The sequence below is a fragment of the Phytohabitans sp. LZ39 genome, from assembly GCF_059359075.1.
Genome location: NZ_JCADBM010000004.1, coordinates 376052 through 391222, shown reverse-complemented (window position 1 = coordinate 391222; position 15171 = coordinate 376052). Strand labels below are relative to the sequence as shown.

Below are 15171 nucleotides of genomic sequence, written 5' to 3'. Positions count from 1 at the left end.
CGGGGGAGAACATGGGCGAGGACCGCCGTGCTTTACTGCGCCGTGGTTTGACCTTCGCGGGCGGAGTGGCCGCCGGCCTGTCGGTCGACCGGCTGTCCGACGAGGTCGGTCCCGACCGCCTTCCGCTGAGCGGCGGCTACGCGCCCGGAGGTGTGGCGAGCGCGCGCGACCCGCGCCAGCAGGGCCACGCGGTCCAGCGGCGGGGCGCGACCGAGGTGCGGTGGCGGGTGGAGACCGACCAGCCACTCGTGGCGCTCACCTTCGACGACGGCCCCGGGCCGCGCTGGACGCCGATGGTCCTCGACACGCTCGACCGGCACCAGGCCCGCGCGACGTTCTTCGTGGTCGGCGAGCGGCTCACCCGGCACGAAAAGCTTGTGCGCAAACGCATCGCCCGCCACGAGCTCGGCAACCACACCTGGGCACACCACGACCTGGCCCGGCTCGACGAGGAGCAGGTGCGCGACCAGATCCTGCGCACCCACGTCGCGATCAAGCGGGTGACCGGCGAGACCACCACGCTCATGCGCCCGCCCTGGGGACACCTGGGCGGCAGCACGCTGGTCATCGCCGAGGAGTTCGGCTACGACGTGGTGATGTGGTCGCACCAGATGCACGAGGACAGGTACAAGGCCGACCCGCCGGCACAGGCCCGCGACATCGTCGACAACGTCGGGCCGGGCTCGATCGTGCTCGCCCACGACGTGGGCAAGGCCAAGCGGCTGGTCGCGCTGAGCCAGCTGGACGCCATCATCGTCGGCCTCCGGCGCCGCGGCCTGAAGCCGGTCACCGTCTCCGAACTGCTCGCCGCCGCTTCGGTACCAGGCCGCCAAGGCTGACGCCGCGGCCGGCCGCGGGTCAGGGCGCGACCCGGTAGTGCGTGGTCAGCCGGCGGTCTTCGTGCAGGACGTGGAACGCGAGCATCGGCGGCTGGCCCAGGTCGACGATCGCGTCGCTCTCGAACGGCAGCGTCGAGGTCGAGACCACACCCGGCGCGACGAGCAGCGGCCGGCCGGCGAACGTCGTGGCCGCGGCCGTGTGCGCGTGACCGCACAGCAGCGCCACGACCTGCGGGTGGCGCGCCACCAGGCGGGCCAGCCGGTCCTCGGAGAACTGGCGGATCCCGTCGACGTACGGCGTGCCGAGCACGAGCGGGGGATGGTGGAAGCAGACGAACGCCGGCAGGTCGGCCGCCGCGGACAGCTCCGCCTCCAGCCAGTCGAGCGTCTCGTCGGCCAGCAGCCCGTCGTCGCGGCCCGGGATGCTCGAGTCGCACATCGCGAACAGGGCGCCGCCGACCCGGTGCGCCCGGTTGACCGGCGAACCGTCCGGCTCGTCGCCGAGCAGCACCTTGCGGAACGCTTCGCGCACGTCGTGGTTGCCGGGGCAGAAGAGCACCGGCGACGGCAGGTCGACCAGGCCGCGCACCCGTTCGTACTCCGACTCGGCGCCGTGGTCGGCGACGTCACCGGTCACCAGGACCACGTCCGGTCGCCGCACCAGGCCGGCGAGGTAGCGCACGACCCGCCGGGTGCGCTCGACGCTCCGCTCGCCGGAGTCGATGTGGGTGTCACTGACGTGCGCGATGACCACCATGCCCGCACGCTACGCACCCGGGCGAACCCCGATCCATGGCCAATCGCCGGCCATTGGCCGGGAAGCTCCAGCTAGCCGCCGTCGTCGAGCCGGAAGCCGACCTTCAGCGTGACCTGGAAATGACCGATCTCGTCCGCCTCGATGTGACCGCGTATCTCGGTGACCTCGAACCAGTCGAGGTGGCGCAGGGTCTGCTTCGCCCGGCCGATGGCGTTGCGCACGGCCTGGTCGATCGAGTCGGGTGACGAGCCGACGATCTCGGTGACGCGGTAGACGTGGTCTGACATCCGTCCTCCTCACGCGTGTCGCGTGGCTTCACCGTAGACGCGTCCACGCGGCGACGCAGCGCGATCGGTCAAAGTCCGCAACGGAGCGGATGTCGTCGAGTCGAGTCTTGGACAGTCGGGTAGACGCGCCCCGGGTACCGGAGAAGATTCGGGCCCGCAAAGGGGGGCTCGACATGCGTACCGTAACCAGCGCGATCTGCCTGTTCTTCCTGTCGCTCGTGCCGGCGGCGCCCGCCGCGGCGTCGTCGCACGTCGCCGCCGATCCGGGCGTCGTCGCGGAGTGGAACGCGATCGCCGTCACCACACTCGCGGGGGATACCACCAAGTCGCCACTGGAGACCGGGCTCTATCTGGGGTTCGTACACGCGGCCGTCTACAACGCCGTCGTCGGCATAGAGGGGCGGTACGAGCCCTACCGCTTCCACGCCCGCGCGCCGCGCCACGCCTCGTCGCAGGCGGCGGCGGTCGCGGCCGCGCACAAGGTCCTTGTGACGTACTCGCCGTCCGCGCGGGCGGCGCTCGACGCGGCGTACGCCGACTCGCTCGCCCGGGTTCCCGACGGCCGGGCGGAGCGCCGCGGCGTGGCGTTCGGCGAGCTGGCCGCGGACGTGCTGATCGCGCAGCGGGTCGGCGACGGGCGCAACGCGCCGGTGACGTTCACCCGCGCGCCGGCGCCCGGTGTCTGGCGCCCGACGCCGCCGGGGATGCTGCCGTTCGCGGTCCCGTGGATGGGCGGTGTGCGGCCGCTGATGGTCCACAGTGGAGCGCAGTTCGGCACGCCCGGGCCGCCGCCGGCGCTGACCTCGGCCCGCTACGCGCGCGAGTTCGAGGAGGTGAAGGCGACCGGCTCGGCCGGCTCGACGGTGCGGACCGCGGCGCAGACGGCCACCGCGCTGTTCTTCTCCGGCAACGCGTTCGTCCAGTACAACGCGGCCGTGCGCAGCCAGGCGGCGCTGCGCGGCACCGACATCGCGGACACCGCGCGGCTGTTCGCGGCCGTCGACATGAGCATCGCGGACGCGGTCATCTCGGTGTGGCACTCGAAGTTCCGCTACGGCTTCTGGCGGCCGATCACCGCGATCGCGCTCGCCGACACCGACGGCAACCCCGCGACGACCGCCGACCCGGCCTGGACGCCGCTGCTGGTGACACCGCCGTACCCGGAGTACGTGAGCGGCTACTCGGGCGTCACCGGGGCGTTCAGCCGGGCCTTGGCCGAGGCGACGGGTAGCCGGCACCTGCGCCTCGACCTCACCTCGACCGCGGTGCCGGGCGTCACCCGCCACTACGACTCGGAGCGCGGCCTCAACGGTGACGTGATCGACGCGCGGGTGTGGCTGGGCATCCACTTCCGCGGCGCGGACACGCGTGGCGTCCGGATGGGTCAGGAGGTCGCCGACTGGAGCCTCGACCGCTACCTGCGGCCCACCGGCCACCGCGGTTGAACCGACCCCGAAGTTCACGCGCCGCACCGCGCACTTTCCCCGGGCGCCCAGCTGGGCTGGGTGCCCTCGGCGGCGCGGGTGTACACGGCCACGCTCACGCTGACGCTTGCGTGACGGCGCTAGCGTCCGTGCTGTGAACCGGTTCCTGCGCATGTTCGTCGGGTCGGGCCGGCTGCCCGAGCAGCTGCGGGCCGAGCTCGCCCGCACCGACGTCATCCTGCTGGAGGAGGGGCTGAGCGGCTCGGTCACCTACCGGAACTACCGGGCGCCGGGCCGGCGGTCGAACTGGCGCAAGGACGCCGCGGCCGGCGCGGTCGCCGTCACCGCCAACCGCCTGCTGGTGTGGGCCGGCCACTTCAAGCACATCGACGTGCCGCTCGACCACCCGGTCCGGGCGACCATCGAGGTGGCGGCCGAGCGGCCGGACCGGGTGTGCTTCGCGTACGACGCCGGGACGACCAACCCCGCCAAGTCCGGCCGCGTGGAGGTACGCCTGCGCACCCCGCACGCGGAGCGGATCGCCCAGATCCTGGCGCGCTAGTCGTCCCAGGCGGGTTTCGGGGCCTTGGCGCCCAGCGGGCGGGTCGACTCCCAGGTGCGCCGCCACGAGCCGGCCGGAAACTGCTGGCCGCTGGGCAGCGCCAGCTCGCCCTTGGCCTGGGCGCGCAGCGAGCCGTACCAGCCCAGCTCCTCCTCGGCCCACAGCTGGGCGATCGAGTCGGCCATGCGGGCGTTGAACGCGCGGGCGCCCTCGCCGGCCTGCGGGTGCAGCGGCGTGCCGTAGCGGACGACCACGCGGGCCCGGCCGGGGATCGGCCAGTTGCGGCCGCGGGGCATGGCGGCGTACGTGCCGCGCAGGCCGATCGGCACCATCGGCACGCCCTGCGTCACGCACAGGTGGGCGGCGCCCAGCCGCAGCGGGGACATCCAGCCGTCTTCGCTGCGGGTGCCCTCCGGGAAGAGCAGCAGGCTCCAGCCGCGGGCCAGCAGCATCGGCGCGAGACTGCGCAGCCGGCGCGAGCGGTGCCGCTCGACCGGGAACGCGTTGAACACCAGCGCCGTCACGACCGCGCGCACGCGGGCGTCGAAGAAGTAGTCGGCCGCCGCGCCGACCGCGACGCGCTCGCCCAGGTGGCGGGGGAGCGAGCCGAGGATCAGCGGGGTGTCGAGGTGGCTGCTGTGGTTGGCGACGAACACCACCGGGCCCTTCAGCCCGGCCAGCCGGTCGCGCCCCTGTACCTCAGGGCGGGTCTGGCTCCACGTCAGCGGCGTGAGCACGCCGCGCTGGAGCGCCCGCCGCGCGGACTGCGCCACCGGCGTCCGCGCCCACCCGGTGGGGAACTCGCGGGGCGGCTCCGGCGGCTCGTGCGCGACCGCCGAACGAGGTGTGCGCGAACGCCCGCGCCAGTCACGCCCCCCGGTGAGGGTGCGGATCTCCTTCATCAGGCCCACGAAGAGAACCCCTTCACCGTACGTCCGCCATCGTCAGCGGCGGGGCGTGCAGGTAGTTGATGGTCGGTGAACCGCCGACCCGCTCGCGCGCCATCTCCAGCGCGTCGTCCAAAGTGGAGGCCGAGCGGAAGCCCATGCGCGCCGTGGTCTTCCGGTCGCCGCCGACGAAGATGACGTCGCCGAGGTGCTCCATCGCGTGCGCGCCCCAGTACCACATGTAGAGCGGGTGCACGCCGTGGTACGCGTAGCTGTTGCGGTACAGGTGGGTGTACCACGGGTCGGTGGCGAACTGCTCCTCGAACTTCGTCTCGATGGCCACCGGGTCGGTGGTTTCGGCGAGCACCTCTTCGAAGAAGTCGATGTAGCTGGGGTGGTGCACCGGGTGGAACTCGTTGCGCACCGGGTGGTAGTAGATGGCCACGCCGCCGGGGCGGACGATCGGCTGGTTGCGGTACAGGTTGAAGAAGTAGCCGAGCCCGAGCGACATCACCAGGATCGGGTTCATGATCGAGTTGACGTTGTACGGGCAGATGTACGGCAGGCCCCAGATGCCGATGTCGGCCGGACCGTCCACTTCGGTCAGCTGCTGCCGCAGGACGTTGCGCATGGTGACCTCGTGCACCTGGATCGGATCGCCCGCGGTGACCGACGTGATGCCGTACGGCGAGGCGGTCTTGTGCCAGATCTGCCGGCGCCGCTTGGGCGGGGCGAGGTCGTTGGCCCGCTTGAACGCCAGGTAGGCCGCCTGGTCCTTGAGCGTCCACTCCCACTCGCGCTTGTTGAGGAAGCTGACGTAGTCGGGAAACGTGTCGTTGTTGACCGTCGTCTCGATCTGGAAGATGTTGAGGCTGTCGCCGAGCAGGCCGGCCATGCGGTCGTACGAGTGGTGCATGGCCGAGTTGGCCGGGTCGTTGAACGAGCGCGAGTGCCGCAGCGTGTGCACGTTGTGGTGGTGCTTGAGGCTGCGGTACGAGGCGAGCCCCACCGACACCGACTTCGGGCCGCCGCTCATCGCGGTCAGCGACACGTTGACGTACACGATGAGGTCGCTCTCCGCCGCGCGGCGGTTGATCTCGACGACCTCGCCGTGCTTGGTCTGGCCGATCTCGGTGAGGTTGGCCCTGTCCTCCGCGTCGTGGTTGCGCAGGTGGCGGGGGAAAAAGGAGCGGTAGACCCGCTCGCCGACCGTGCGCTTGAGCTCGGCCGGCGTCATCCGGCGGTGCAGCGCGTTGCCGGCGATCAGCTCGACGTCGTCGACGCCCTTGGCCGCGGCCATCTCCAGCACGTGCTCGATCACCCGCTGGCGGATGTCCGGCGTGCGCATCGGCGGCAGCGGGATCGACAGGTCGTCGAAGACGATCGTCAGCTTCATGCCCGCGTAGAGCAGCTCGCGCAGCGGCTCGCGGCCGAGCGGGTTGTCCAGCGCGCGGCGGATCTCGCCGTCGACGTCGCGCAGCCCGGGCAGCGACTCCGGCGGGTAGATGACCCGGCTGCCCAGCGGCAGCTTCTCCAGGCGGAACCCCTCGCCCTCGTGCATCAGCAACGCGGGCGTGCGTTCGTCCACTTCGAGGACGAATCCGGGCCTACTCATTATCAGGGTCCCCCTATTGGTCCTTGGTCGGGTCGAACGCCACTTTGATCGTGCCCAGCCGCCCCGAGGAGCTGGCGTGGCCGATCGCGTCCCGCCACCGGGACAGCGGGTAGACGGCGTCGACGTAGCCGGTCAGCGGCGCGGACCTCGCGAGCGCCATCGCGTCCGGGAAGTCGTTGCCGCCCGAGGCGTACGCCCCGACGATGTTGAGCTCACGGAACCAGGCCGGCGTGAGGTCGACGCTGGAGTTGGGCATGCCCGACAACAGCACGGTACCGCCGGCCCGGACCACCCGCAGCGCGGTGTCCAGGCCGGAGCCCGACGTGCAGTCGAACGCGATGTCGGTGCCGCCCAGCAGGAACTCCGCCCCCTGCTCGGGCCGGGCCAGGAAGCCGCCGGTGGCGCGCCGCAGCGCCCGCGCCGCGCGGTCGGACGAGAGCACCTCGGTGGCGCCCATCTCGCGGGCCCGCTCGCGCTGGTGGCCGTACCGGGCGATCACGTAGATCGGGCCGGCCTTCGTGTACTCGCGCAGCGCGAGCGTGGTGAACAGCCCCACCGTGCCGGCGCCGACGACGAGCACGCTCGCGCCGTCCGGGATCGGGACGCGGCGCACCGAGTGGACCGCGCAGGCGAGCGGCTCGACCAGCACGGCTCGCTCGTCGTCGAGCTCGTCGGGCACCTTGTGCAGCTGGCTGCCGTGCGCCACGAACATGCGGCTCCACCCGCCGCCGGTGTCCGCGCAGAAGCCGGTCTGAAGCCCCGCCGACACCAGCCCGGAGGTGATGTGGTCGCAGCGGCTGTGCTGGTCGGCCGCGCAGCCGGGGCAGATCTCCACCGCGCGGGGCCGGCAGCCGAGCACCGGGTCGAGCACCACCCGGCTGCCCTTCGGCAGGTCGGGCAGCGCGTCCAGCGTCTCGCCGACCACCTCGTGCCCGGGTGTGAAGGGCAACGAGATCATGGCGCTGAGGTACGGCGAGTTGCGCCCGGTCAGCAGGCCCAGGTCGGAGCCGCAGATGCCGGACAGCAGCGGTTTGACCCGGGTCCAGCCCGGCCCGGGCAGGCGCGGCTCGGGCCGGTTGACCAGCCGCACCGGCGACATGTTGGCCGCCCACCAGCCGGCGGCGCGGCCGGTGGCGATCGTGCCGGTGGCGGTGCGCGCCGTGATGTAGCGGATCGGCGAGCGGTGGTACTCGAGATTCAGGTTCACGGGACCGTCTCCAGGAAGGCGTCGCCGGCCGCCAGGGTGTACGCCTTCCACTGCGCCACCGCCCAGCGGCGGGACTTGGCGTGGCGGTACAGGTGCGGGTCGGGGTTGACCGCCACCGGGTTGCCCACCGCCTCCAGCAGCGGCCGGTCCGAGTAGCTGTCGCCGTACGCGTAGCTGGCCGGCAGGTCGGCGCCGGCGTGCTCCGCGTAGCGCCGCAGCCAGGCCGCGCGCGCCTCGCCGACCAGGGGCGGCGCCTCCAGGAAGCCGGAGTAGCGCCCGTCGCGCATGTGCAGCCGGCTGGCCACCACCTCGTCGAACAGGCCGGCGATCGGCTGGACGAGGACGTCGACGGTACCCGTGATGAGGATCGTGCGGTGACCGGCCGCGCGGTGCTTGCGCACCTGGCGGATCGCTTCCGGGTGGGAGCGGCGCAGCAGCGCGTCGCCGAGCCGGTCGTGCACGATGCGGGCGAGGCCGGCCTCGTCGGCGCCCGCGTACCGCCGCATGAACGTGCGCAGGAACTCGCCCCGGTCGCGCCGCTCGGCCGCCAGGTAGCGGGGGAGCTTGCGGACCAGGTCGGCGAGCTCGCCCGGCCAGCCGGAGCGGGGCAGGTCGCAGAGGCGGGCCAGCAGGTACGTCTCGATCACGTTGGACGCGACGAGCGTGCCCTCCAGGTCGAAGACCGCCACCACGTCGCCGCCGTTGGGCGACCGCTTGAGCGGCGGCAGCGCGTTGCTGCTGGTGCGCCGCCCGCTGGTCGCCTTGCGCATCGTGGCGGTGATCGCCGGGTAGTGCACCTCCTGTAGGTAGTGGTGCCAGTCGATGACCGCGGCGTCGAAGCCGTGCTTCTCGACCCGCTCGGCCGGCAGCGACCGGTGCAGGGCGAGCAGCTTGTTGTCGGTGTAGATGACCTCGGCCTCGGTGTAGACGCCGTACAAGTCGGCGTACTTGCGCAGGAAGTCGAGCTGGTCCTGCTGCCGGGTCAGGTCGTCCTGCCACCGCCGGGTGCGCCTGTTGGCCGGGGCGGACAGCAGCGCCTTCTGCGCCACGGACAGGACCCGCTCGCCGGTGCGCAGCTGCCGCTCGACCCGCCGCGCGCCGGGGAACGTCCACTCCGGCACCTTGATCTGGCCGCGGCCGCCGTCGGGCATCGGGTGGTCGGTGAAGTACTCCTTCACGCTGTCGTACATCGCCCGGAACGTCAGCGGGTTACGGGCGCCGGAGCCCACGTGGTAGTACGCCGGCTCGTCCACCGGCGGGGGAGCGGCGGCGACCGCCAGGGTCGCGTTGACCACGATGTCGACCGGGATCACGTCGAGCGCGCCGTCGGGCAGGCCGGGAAACTCCGGCAGGATGCCCCGGCCGAACGCGAGGATCAGCGGGTCGGCCATCTTGAAGCCGTCGATCCAGCCGGGGAACGGGTGGCGCAGCGAGCTCTCCACGATCGCCGGCCGCACCACCGACAGCGGCATCACGCCGGTCAGCGTCTCCTCGGCCACCCGCTCGCCGAGCGCCTTCGTGAACGTGTACACGTCGGGCCAGCCGACGCTCTGCGCGCGCAGCCGCCCGTACTCGACGAGCTGCTTTTCCACCCACTCGACCCGCCGCTCCTCGGCGGCGGTCGCAGTGCTCCGCGGCCCGGACTTGCCGTGGTCTTTGCGGGCGTCCGCGATCGCCCGCTTGAGCACCGCGGGGCGCCGCGAGTCCCACTCCACGCTCTCCCGGGCCGCGAATGCGGCCGGCAGCTCGACCCGCCAGTCGGCGTCGTGGTCCAGCGACCGCTCGGGTACGACGCCCTTGCGCGCCCCGGCCACGTACGCCGTGGAGACGTGCACGACGTGCGGGGTGGCGCCGCCGGCCTTGACCGCCTCGTAGAGGTCGATCACGCCCTGCACGTTGGTGCGGAAGGCGTCGTCGATCGGCGGGTCGAAGGAGACCGTCGAGGCGGCGTGGATCACCGCGTCGATGTCGGCGGGCAGGGTCACGTCGGTGCTGCCCAGCTCGCCGTCGACGACGCTGACCCGCTCCGCGACGATGGCCGCGGCCGCCTCCGCGCCGACCGCCTCCCGCCACCTGGCGAAGACCGGCCGCTTGAGCAGCGTCCTGAGCCGGTCGGCGCCGGACGAGCTGCCCCGCCGCCGGATCAGCAGCGTTACCCGCGTCTCCGGGTAGCTCGACAGCAGCTTTTCCAGCAACGCCTGACCGAGGAACCCGGTGCCGCCGGTCAGGAGGATGTGCTGACCCCGCAGGTGCTCGCTCACGCTGTCTCCTGGTTCGCTCGCTCGCGCGGCGCTGAAGGCGACGTCTTCCTCCGCCACCCCGAAACCCCGACTTCGTCGGCGGGGAGGCTCCGTCCAGACGCCGCCGCGCCAGCTCGCTCGCTCACGCTGTGGCGACCCGGACGCCGAACGCGCGCACGGCCTTCGAGACGAGGCTCAGCCCTTCCTGGCCGGGAAGCTTGTCGACCTTCTGGTCGAGCATCCTCACCATCTTGTTGCCCCCTTCGCCGCCGAGCAGGTAGTTGAGGACGAAACGCGTCTCGGCCTTCGGCGTGATCGTGGAGCCGACCGGGGCCCAGAACTTGCGCAGCGCGAACCGGGTGATCCGTTGCGCTTTCCGGCTCTTGGCCAGTCGCTCGCGGGCCTCGGACATGTAGAACGCCAAGTGTCGGCTCTCCTGTTGCTGGATACGCTGCAAAATCTTCGTCAGCGTCGCATGCTGTTCAAGCTCGATCAACCTGCCGTAGGCGGCGTGTGCCGACCACTCGTTGACCGCGCCCCACGTCATGTGCGTGGCGATGAAGTCCTCACCGAGAACGGCCGCGGTGAGGCACTGGGTGATCGGTGCGATCACGTTTCCCTTGAAGCCCTGCGCCACCCGCACCGCGCGGTGCCGCGGCAGCCCGTTGATCTCCGCGTGCACGTCGAGGATCTTGTCGATGACGTCGCCGTGCCAGTACTCCTCGAAGTTCCACATCGTGAGGAACGCGGTGATCCGAGGGTTCTGGTGGGAGGGGGTGACCAGCAGGTCGCGCAGGTAGCAGACGGTGTGCGTCTCGACATCGGTCATGTAGTGCAGGACGCGGATGGCCTCGGCGCTGAGGGGCTTGTCGCGGAAGTCGTCGAAGTCGATGTCGTCGACGCTCACCGCTTTCGCTGTCTGTTTGTAATGGTCGAGGTCAAAGGACATGACGGCCGGCCTCCGAGGGGGTCAAGTTACGGCGCGCAGGTAGAGCTCGACCACCTGGTCGAGCCGCTTGCGATTCGGAACGAGGACCTCGCCCGGACGGGCCAGCCCATCGAGAAAGACGAAGGTCATCATCGGGCCGATGAAGAGCCGGGTGGCGAGGTCGAGGTCGACGTCGCGGATCACACCCGCCTCCCGGGCCCGGTCCAGCACGGCCTCCACTCGCGCGAGGAAGCGTGCCGGCACGGTCTCCCGCCAGATCGTCAGCAGCCCTGGCGTGGTGGCCATCTCCGCGATGAAGATGCGGAACAGGGCCAGGTAGTCGTCGCTCATGAGGTGGCTGACCATCACCCAGGCCACCTCGGAGAGCACGTCGCGCAGGTGCTCCCGGTCGGTGACCGTGCGGTCGGCCAGCAGTGGTGCCCGCTCGTCGAGCGAGGCGACGATGCCGCCCAGCACGTCGACGAGCAGGTCTTCCTTGCTGCGGAAGTAGACGTACAAGGTCTGCTTGGACACGCCGGCGCAGGCCGCGACGTGGTCCATGCTCGTGCCCGAGACGCCCGACTCGAGGAACGCGGCGAGGGCACCCTGGCGGATCTGCTCCCGCTTGGCCTGGGCTCGCCGCGAGTCGAGCTCCACGAGACACCCCCATGCCCCCCGTCGGCGCCCTGACCTGGGCCCCGCTTCAAACCAAACTGTTCAGTTTGATTCGAAGTGATGCTGTCATGCCGTCCCGCACACATCAAGGGCGACCCCCGTCACACGCGCACCGGCGCGTAGGGCGGCGGGAGTCAGCAGCCGGTGCCGCAGGGCGTCGCGAGCCAGGAAGATCTTGCCGGCCAAGGCGGCCGGGCGCCCGGGGAGGGCGGGGCATCCACTCAGGTTCGCCCGTGCGGTGACGCGGCGCCGCCCCGGTGTGACGTGGGCGGGTGGGCTGAGACACATCAATGGCTGATCAGAGGGCGTCCGGGGTGTCGTCGCTCACCTTTACACGCCCTCGGAATGCGGGCGTAACACGGATGCTTTTTCCTATACGTGGCCGCTCGGCCACAAAACAAGCTTCGAACGCACTGCCGCCACAGGCGCCGGCTGGCGTACCCCCATGCCTGATTCACGTAGAAGGAGATGAGAGTGACCCTGCGGGTCGACCCCACCGACGGCGCCTACCGTCCCTCCCCGACAGTTCCCACCCAGCAGGCCCGGAACAACACCTTCCCGCAGACCCCCAGCCGCAGCGGCAGTGCTCCTGACGGGCGCCGCCGGATCCTGATGCTCTCCTGGGAGTACCCGCCGGTCCTGGTGGGTGGCCTCGGGCGGCACGTGCACCACCTCTCGACCGCCCTGGCCGCCGCCGGCCACGAGGTCACCGTCGTCACCCGCCACGCGCCCGGCGCTCCCCTCGAGGAGTACGCCGAGGGCGTGCGGATCGTCCGCGCACCCGAGGACCCACCGGTGTTCCCGCTGGCCACGCCCTCGCTGCTGGCCTGGACGATGGCGTTCAACCACACGCTGACCCGGGCCGCGCTGCGCGCCGCGGAGTCCGGCGAGTACGACGTGATCCACGCGCACGACTGGCTGGTCACGCACACCGCGATGACCCTCAAGGAGCACCTGGACCTGCCGCTCGTGGCGACCATCCACGCCACCGAGGCCGGCCGGCACCAGGGCTGGCTCCCCGAGGAGATGAACAAGGCGATCCACTCCGTCGAGTGGTGGCTCGGCCAGGAGGCGACCCGCGTGGTCGTCTGCTCCGACTACATGAAGTGGGAGGTCAACCGCCTGTTCGACCTGCCCATGGAGCGGCTCGACGTGGTGGCCAACGGGGTCGAGACCGACCGCTGGCAGGTTCCTGCCGACGCGGTCGCCAACGCGCGCCGGCGGTTCGCCGGTGACGGGCCGCTGCTCACCTTCGCCGGCCGCCTGGTGTACGAGAAGGGCGTGCAGGATCTGATCGCCAGCCTGCCCAAGCTGCGCGACCGGCACCCGGGCCTGCGCCTGGTGATCGCCGGCGACGGCCCCTACAAGCAGGAGCTGGAGGCGGACATCCACCGCCACGGCCTGAGCCAGACGGTGACGTTCCCGGGGTTCCTGGGCGGCACCGACCTGCCGGCGCTGATCGCCGCGTCCGACGTGTTCACGGTGCCGAGCATCTACGAGCCGTTCGGCATGGTGGCGCTGGAGGGCGCGGCGGCGGGTGCGCCCCTCGCCGTGGCCTCGACCGGTGGCCTCGCGGAGTTCGTCACGCCCGGGTTCAACGGCATGACGTTCCCGGCCAAGGACCCGGACGCGATCGCCGACGCGGTCGGCACGCTGCTGGCCGACGCCGAGCAGGCCCGCACGATGGCCAACCGCGCCCGCGCGATGGTCAGCGAGCGCTACGGCTGGGCCTCGATCGCGGCCCGCACCGCGGCCGTCTACTCCTCGGCGATCGCGCAGGCGCCGGCGTTCAACGCCGCGCAGGCCGAGGCCCGCATGGCGCAGGGGCGTCCGGCGATCAACATCCGCGAGGGCAACCTGTTGGCGGTGGCATGACCACGGCACTGAGTACTCTCTCCCGGATCAGCGACTTCGATCTTTTCCTCATCGGCCAGGGCCGGCACGAGCGGCTCTGGGAGGTGCTGGGCGCGCACGTGCGGGGTGCCGGGACGCGGTTCGCGGTCTGGGCCCCCAACGCGCGGGAGGTACAGGTCGCCGGCGACTTCACCGGCTGGGAGGGCGTCCCACTGGAGCGGCTCGGTTCGAGCGGCGTCTGGTCCGGGTACGTCGACGGCGCGGCGGCCGGCCACCGGTACAAGTTCAAGGTCCACGGCGCCGACGGCCGCTGGGTCGACAAGGCCGACCCGCTCGCGCGGGCGACCGAGGCGCCGCCGCTGACCGCGTCGGTGATCGAGGAGTCGGCCTACGACTGGGGCGACGGCGCGTGGGTCGACGGGCGCCGCACCGACCACCACGCCCGGCCGATGTCCGTGTACGAGGTGCACCTCGGCTCGTGGCGCCCGGGTCTGTCCTACGTGGAGCTGGCCGACCAGCTCGTGGCGTACGTGACCGACCTCGGCTTCACACACGTCGAGCTGCTCCCGGTGGCCGAGCACCCGTACGGCGGCTCGTGGGGCTACCAGGTGACCGGCTACTACGCGCCGACGGCCCGGTTCGGGTCGCCGGACGAGTTCCGCTACCTGGTCGACCGGCTGCACCAGGCCGGCGTCGGCGTGCTGCTCGACTGGGTGCCGGCGCACTTCCCGAAGGACGAGTGGGCTCTGGCCCGCTTCGATGGCACCTGCCTGTACGAGCACCCGGACCCGCGGCGGGGCGAGCACCCCGACTGGGGCTCGCTGGTGTTCAACTACGGCCGGTGGGAGGTGCGCAACTTCCTGGTCGCCAACGCGCTGTACTGGCTGGAGGAGTTCCACATCGACGGCCTGCGGGTCGACGCGGTCGCCTCGATGCTGTACCTGGACTACTCGCGCGGCCACGGCCAGTGGGAGCCCAACGCGTACGGCGGGCGGGAGCACCTGGAGGCCATCGACCTGCTCAAGGAGCTCAACGCCACGGTCTACCGCAACCACCCCGGCGTGGTGATGATCGCCGAGGAGTCGACCGCGTACCCCGGGGTTTCCCGGCCGGTCGACTGGGGCGGCCTGGGCTTCGGCCTGAAGTGGAACATGGGCTGGATGCACGACACGCTCGGCTACGTCGGCCGCGACCCGGTGCACCGCACGTACCACCACGACGAGCTGACCTGGCCGAGCGTGTACGCGTTCGACGAGCAGTTCCTGCTGCCGATCAGCCACGACGAGGTGGTGCACGGCAAGGGTTCGCTGGTCGGCAAGATGCCCGGCGACCGGTGGCAGAAGCTGGCCGGGCTGCGCGGCTTCCTGGCGTACATGTGGGCGTTCCCGGGCAAGCAGCTGCTCTTCATGGGCTGCGAGCTGGCCGACGAGCGGGAGTGGAGCGAGGCCCGCGGGCTCGACTGGTCCCTCACCGGTGAGGGCACCCCCGGCCTGCTCCGCGACCTCAACCGGGTCTACCGGGAGTCGCCGGCGCTGTGGGCGAAGGACACCGATCCGGCCGGTTTCGGCTGGATCCGCCACGACGACCGGGCCTCGAACATGGTGTCCTTCCTGCGCCACGCCGACGGCGAGACGCTCGCCTGCGTGGTCAACTTCTCTGGGGTGCCGCGGGTCGGCTACCAGGTCGGGCTGCCCGAGGGCGGCCGCTGGGAAGAGGTCGTCAACACCGACGCGCACGTGTACGGCGGGTCGGGCGTGGGCAACTTCGGCGGCGTCGAGGCGGACGGCCCGGCACGGGACGGCCACGACCAGTCGGCCGAGGTCCACGTCGGCCCCTACGCCGCGGTGTGGCTCCGCCGCAAATCAGGATAAAAAACACCCGAGCGGGCACGATAGA

General features: G+C 71.6%; 13 protein-coding genes. 5 read left to right on the top strand and 8 right to left on the bottom strand.

What is annotated here, in order from left to right; translation table 11 throughout:
- The first annotated feature begins 11 nt into the window (after nucleotides 1–11).
- The gene (locus AC5L36_RS10775) at nucleotides 12–839 is read left to right on the top strand and encodes a polysaccharide deacetylase family protein (protein ID WP_441214816.1); all 828 of its coding nucleotides are present in this window, start codon (nucleotides 12–14) and stop codon (nucleotides 837–839) included.
- 19 nt (nucleotides 840–858) lie between these two features.
- On the opposite strand, the gene AC5L36_RS10770 is transcribed toward AC5L36_RS10775, so the two are convergent.
- Both AC5L36_RS10770 and AC5L36_RS10765 read right to left on the bottom strand, forming a co-directional pair.
- Nucleotides 859–1596 carry a metallophosphoesterase gene (locus AC5L36_RS10770; RefSeq protein WP_441214815.1) on the bottom strand — a complete coding sequence of 246 codons (738 nt, stop codon included), beginning with the start codon at nucleotides 1594–1596 and terminating at the stop codon, nucleotides 859–861.
- A 71-nt stretch (nucleotides 1597–1667) separates the two neighbouring features.
- A complete protein-coding gene (locus AC5L36_RS10765) occupies nucleotides 1668–1883 on the bottom strand; it encodes a dodecin (RefSeq protein WP_441214814.1) in 216 nt (71 codons plus the stop codon).
- Between the two features lie 173 nt (nucleotides 1884–2056).
- On the opposite strand from AC5L36_RS10765, the gene AC5L36_RS10760 reads away from it, so the two are divergent.
- Together AC5L36_RS10760 and AC5L36_RS10755 are read left to right on the top strand one after the other, a co-directional pair.
- Nucleotides 2057–3328, top strand: a complete 1272-nt coding sequence (locus AC5L36_RS10760; protein ID WP_441214813.1) for a vanadium-dependent haloperoxidase — start codon at nucleotides 2057–2059, stop codon at nucleotides 3326–3328.
- A gap of 133 nt (nucleotides 3329–3461) precedes the next feature.
- On the top strand, nucleotides 3462–3869 hold the full coding sequence (locus tag AC5L36_RS10755) for a hypothetical protein (RefSeq protein ID WP_441214812.1): 408 nt from the start codon (nucleotides 3462–3464) through the stop codon (nucleotides 3867–3869).
- Here AC5L36_RS10755 and AC5L36_RS10750 read toward each other — a convergent pair.
- The 6 genes from AC5L36_RS10750 to AC5L36_RS10725 form a co-directional block, all read right to left on the bottom strand.
- On the bottom strand, nucleotides 3866–4771 hold the full coding sequence (locus AC5L36_RS10750; protein WP_441214957.1) for a lysophospholipid acyltransferase family protein: 906 nt from the start codon (nucleotides 4769–4771) through the stop codon (nucleotides 3866–3868). The two genes, AC5L36_RS10755 and AC5L36_RS10750, sit on opposite strands and share 4 nt — an antisense overlap.
- A gap of 22 nt (nucleotides 4772–4793) precedes the next feature.
- On the bottom strand, nucleotides 4794–6371 hold the full coding sequence (larAH, locus tag AC5L36_RS10745; protein ID WP_441214811.1) for an NPN-dependent hydroxyacid isomerase, LarAH14/15/16 family: 1578 nt from the start codon (nucleotides 6369–6371) through the stop codon (nucleotides 4794–4796).
- 13 nt (nucleotides 6372–6384) lie between these two features.
- On the bottom strand, nucleotides 6385–7578 hold the full coding sequence (locus AC5L36_RS10740; protein ID WP_441214810.1) for a zinc-dependent alcohol dehydrogenase: 1194 nt from the start codon (nucleotides 7576–7578) through the stop codon (nucleotides 6385–6387).
- Entirely contained in the window at nucleotides 7575–9839 is a 2265-nt protein-coding gene (locus AC5L36_RS10735) for an HAD-IB family hydrolase (protein ID WP_441214809.1), read from the bottom strand. The genes AC5L36_RS10740 and AC5L36_RS10735 overlap by 4 nt, the downstream gene beginning before the upstream one ends.
- 121 nt (nucleotides 9840–9960) lie before the next feature.
- Nucleotides 9961–10725, bottom strand: coding sequence for a hypothetical protein (locus AC5L36_RS10730; RefSeq protein WP_441214808.1), 765 nt, complete (start codon nucleotides 10723–10725; stop codon nucleotides 9961–9963).
- Nucleotides 10726–10788: 63 nt separating this feature from the next.
- Nucleotides 10789–11403, bottom strand: coding sequence for a TetR/AcrR family transcriptional regulator (locus AC5L36_RS10725; RefSeq protein ID WP_441214807.1), 615 nt, complete (start codon nucleotides 11401–11403; stop codon nucleotides 10789–10791).
- Between the two features lie 630 nt (nucleotides 11404–12033).
- Between AC5L36_RS10725 and AC5L36_RS10720 the strand changes: the two genes are divergently transcribed.
- Both AC5L36_RS10720 and glgB read left to right on the top strand, forming a co-directional pair.
- Nucleotides 12034–13296, top strand: coding sequence for a glycosyltransferase family 4 protein (locus tag AC5L36_RS10720; protein ID WP_441214956.1), 1263 nt, complete (start codon nucleotides 12034–12036; stop codon nucleotides 13294–13296).
- Nucleotides 13293–15146, top strand: coding sequence for a 1,4-alpha-glucan branching protein GlgB (glgB, locus tag AC5L36_RS10715; RefSeq protein ID WP_441214806.1), 1854 nt, complete (start codon nucleotides 13293–13295; stop codon nucleotides 15144–15146). Before AC5L36_RS10720 ends, glgB begins: the two co-directional genes overlap by 4 nt.
- Nucleotides 15147–15171 lie beyond the last annotated feature (25 nt).

Coding starts and splice junctions, on each gene's coding strand:
- AC5L36_RS10775 (WP_441214816.1), top strand. CDS start 12: ATGGGCGAGGACCGCCGTGCTTTACTGCGCCGTGGTTTGACCTTCGCG.
- glgB (WP_441214806.1), top strand. CDS start 13,293: ATGACCACGGCACTGAGTACTCTCTCCCGGATCAGCGACTTCGATCTT.
- AC5L36_RS10760 (WP_441214813.1), top strand. CDS start 2,057: ATGCGTACCGTAACCAGCGCGATCTGCCTGTTCTTCCTGTCGCTCGTG.
- larAH (WP_441214811.1), bottom strand. CDS start 6,371: ATGAGTAGGCCCGGATTCGTCCTCGAAGTGGACGAACGCACGCCCGCG.
- AC5L36_RS10770 (WP_441214815.1), bottom strand. CDS start 1,596: ATGGTGGTCATCGCGCACGTCAGTGACACCCACATCGACTCCGGCGAG.
- AC5L36_RS10720 (WP_441214956.1), top strand. CDS start 12,034: ATGCTCTCCTGGGAGTACCCGCCGGTCCTGGTGGGTGGCCTCGGGCGG.
- AC5L36_RS10765 (WP_441214814.1), bottom strand. CDS start 1,883: ATGTCAGACCACGTCTACCGCGTCACCGAGATCGTCGGCTCGTCACCC.
- AC5L36_RS10750 (WP_441214957.1), bottom strand. CDS start 4,771: ATGAAGGAGATCCGCACCCTCACCGGGGGGCGTGACTGGCGCGGGCGT.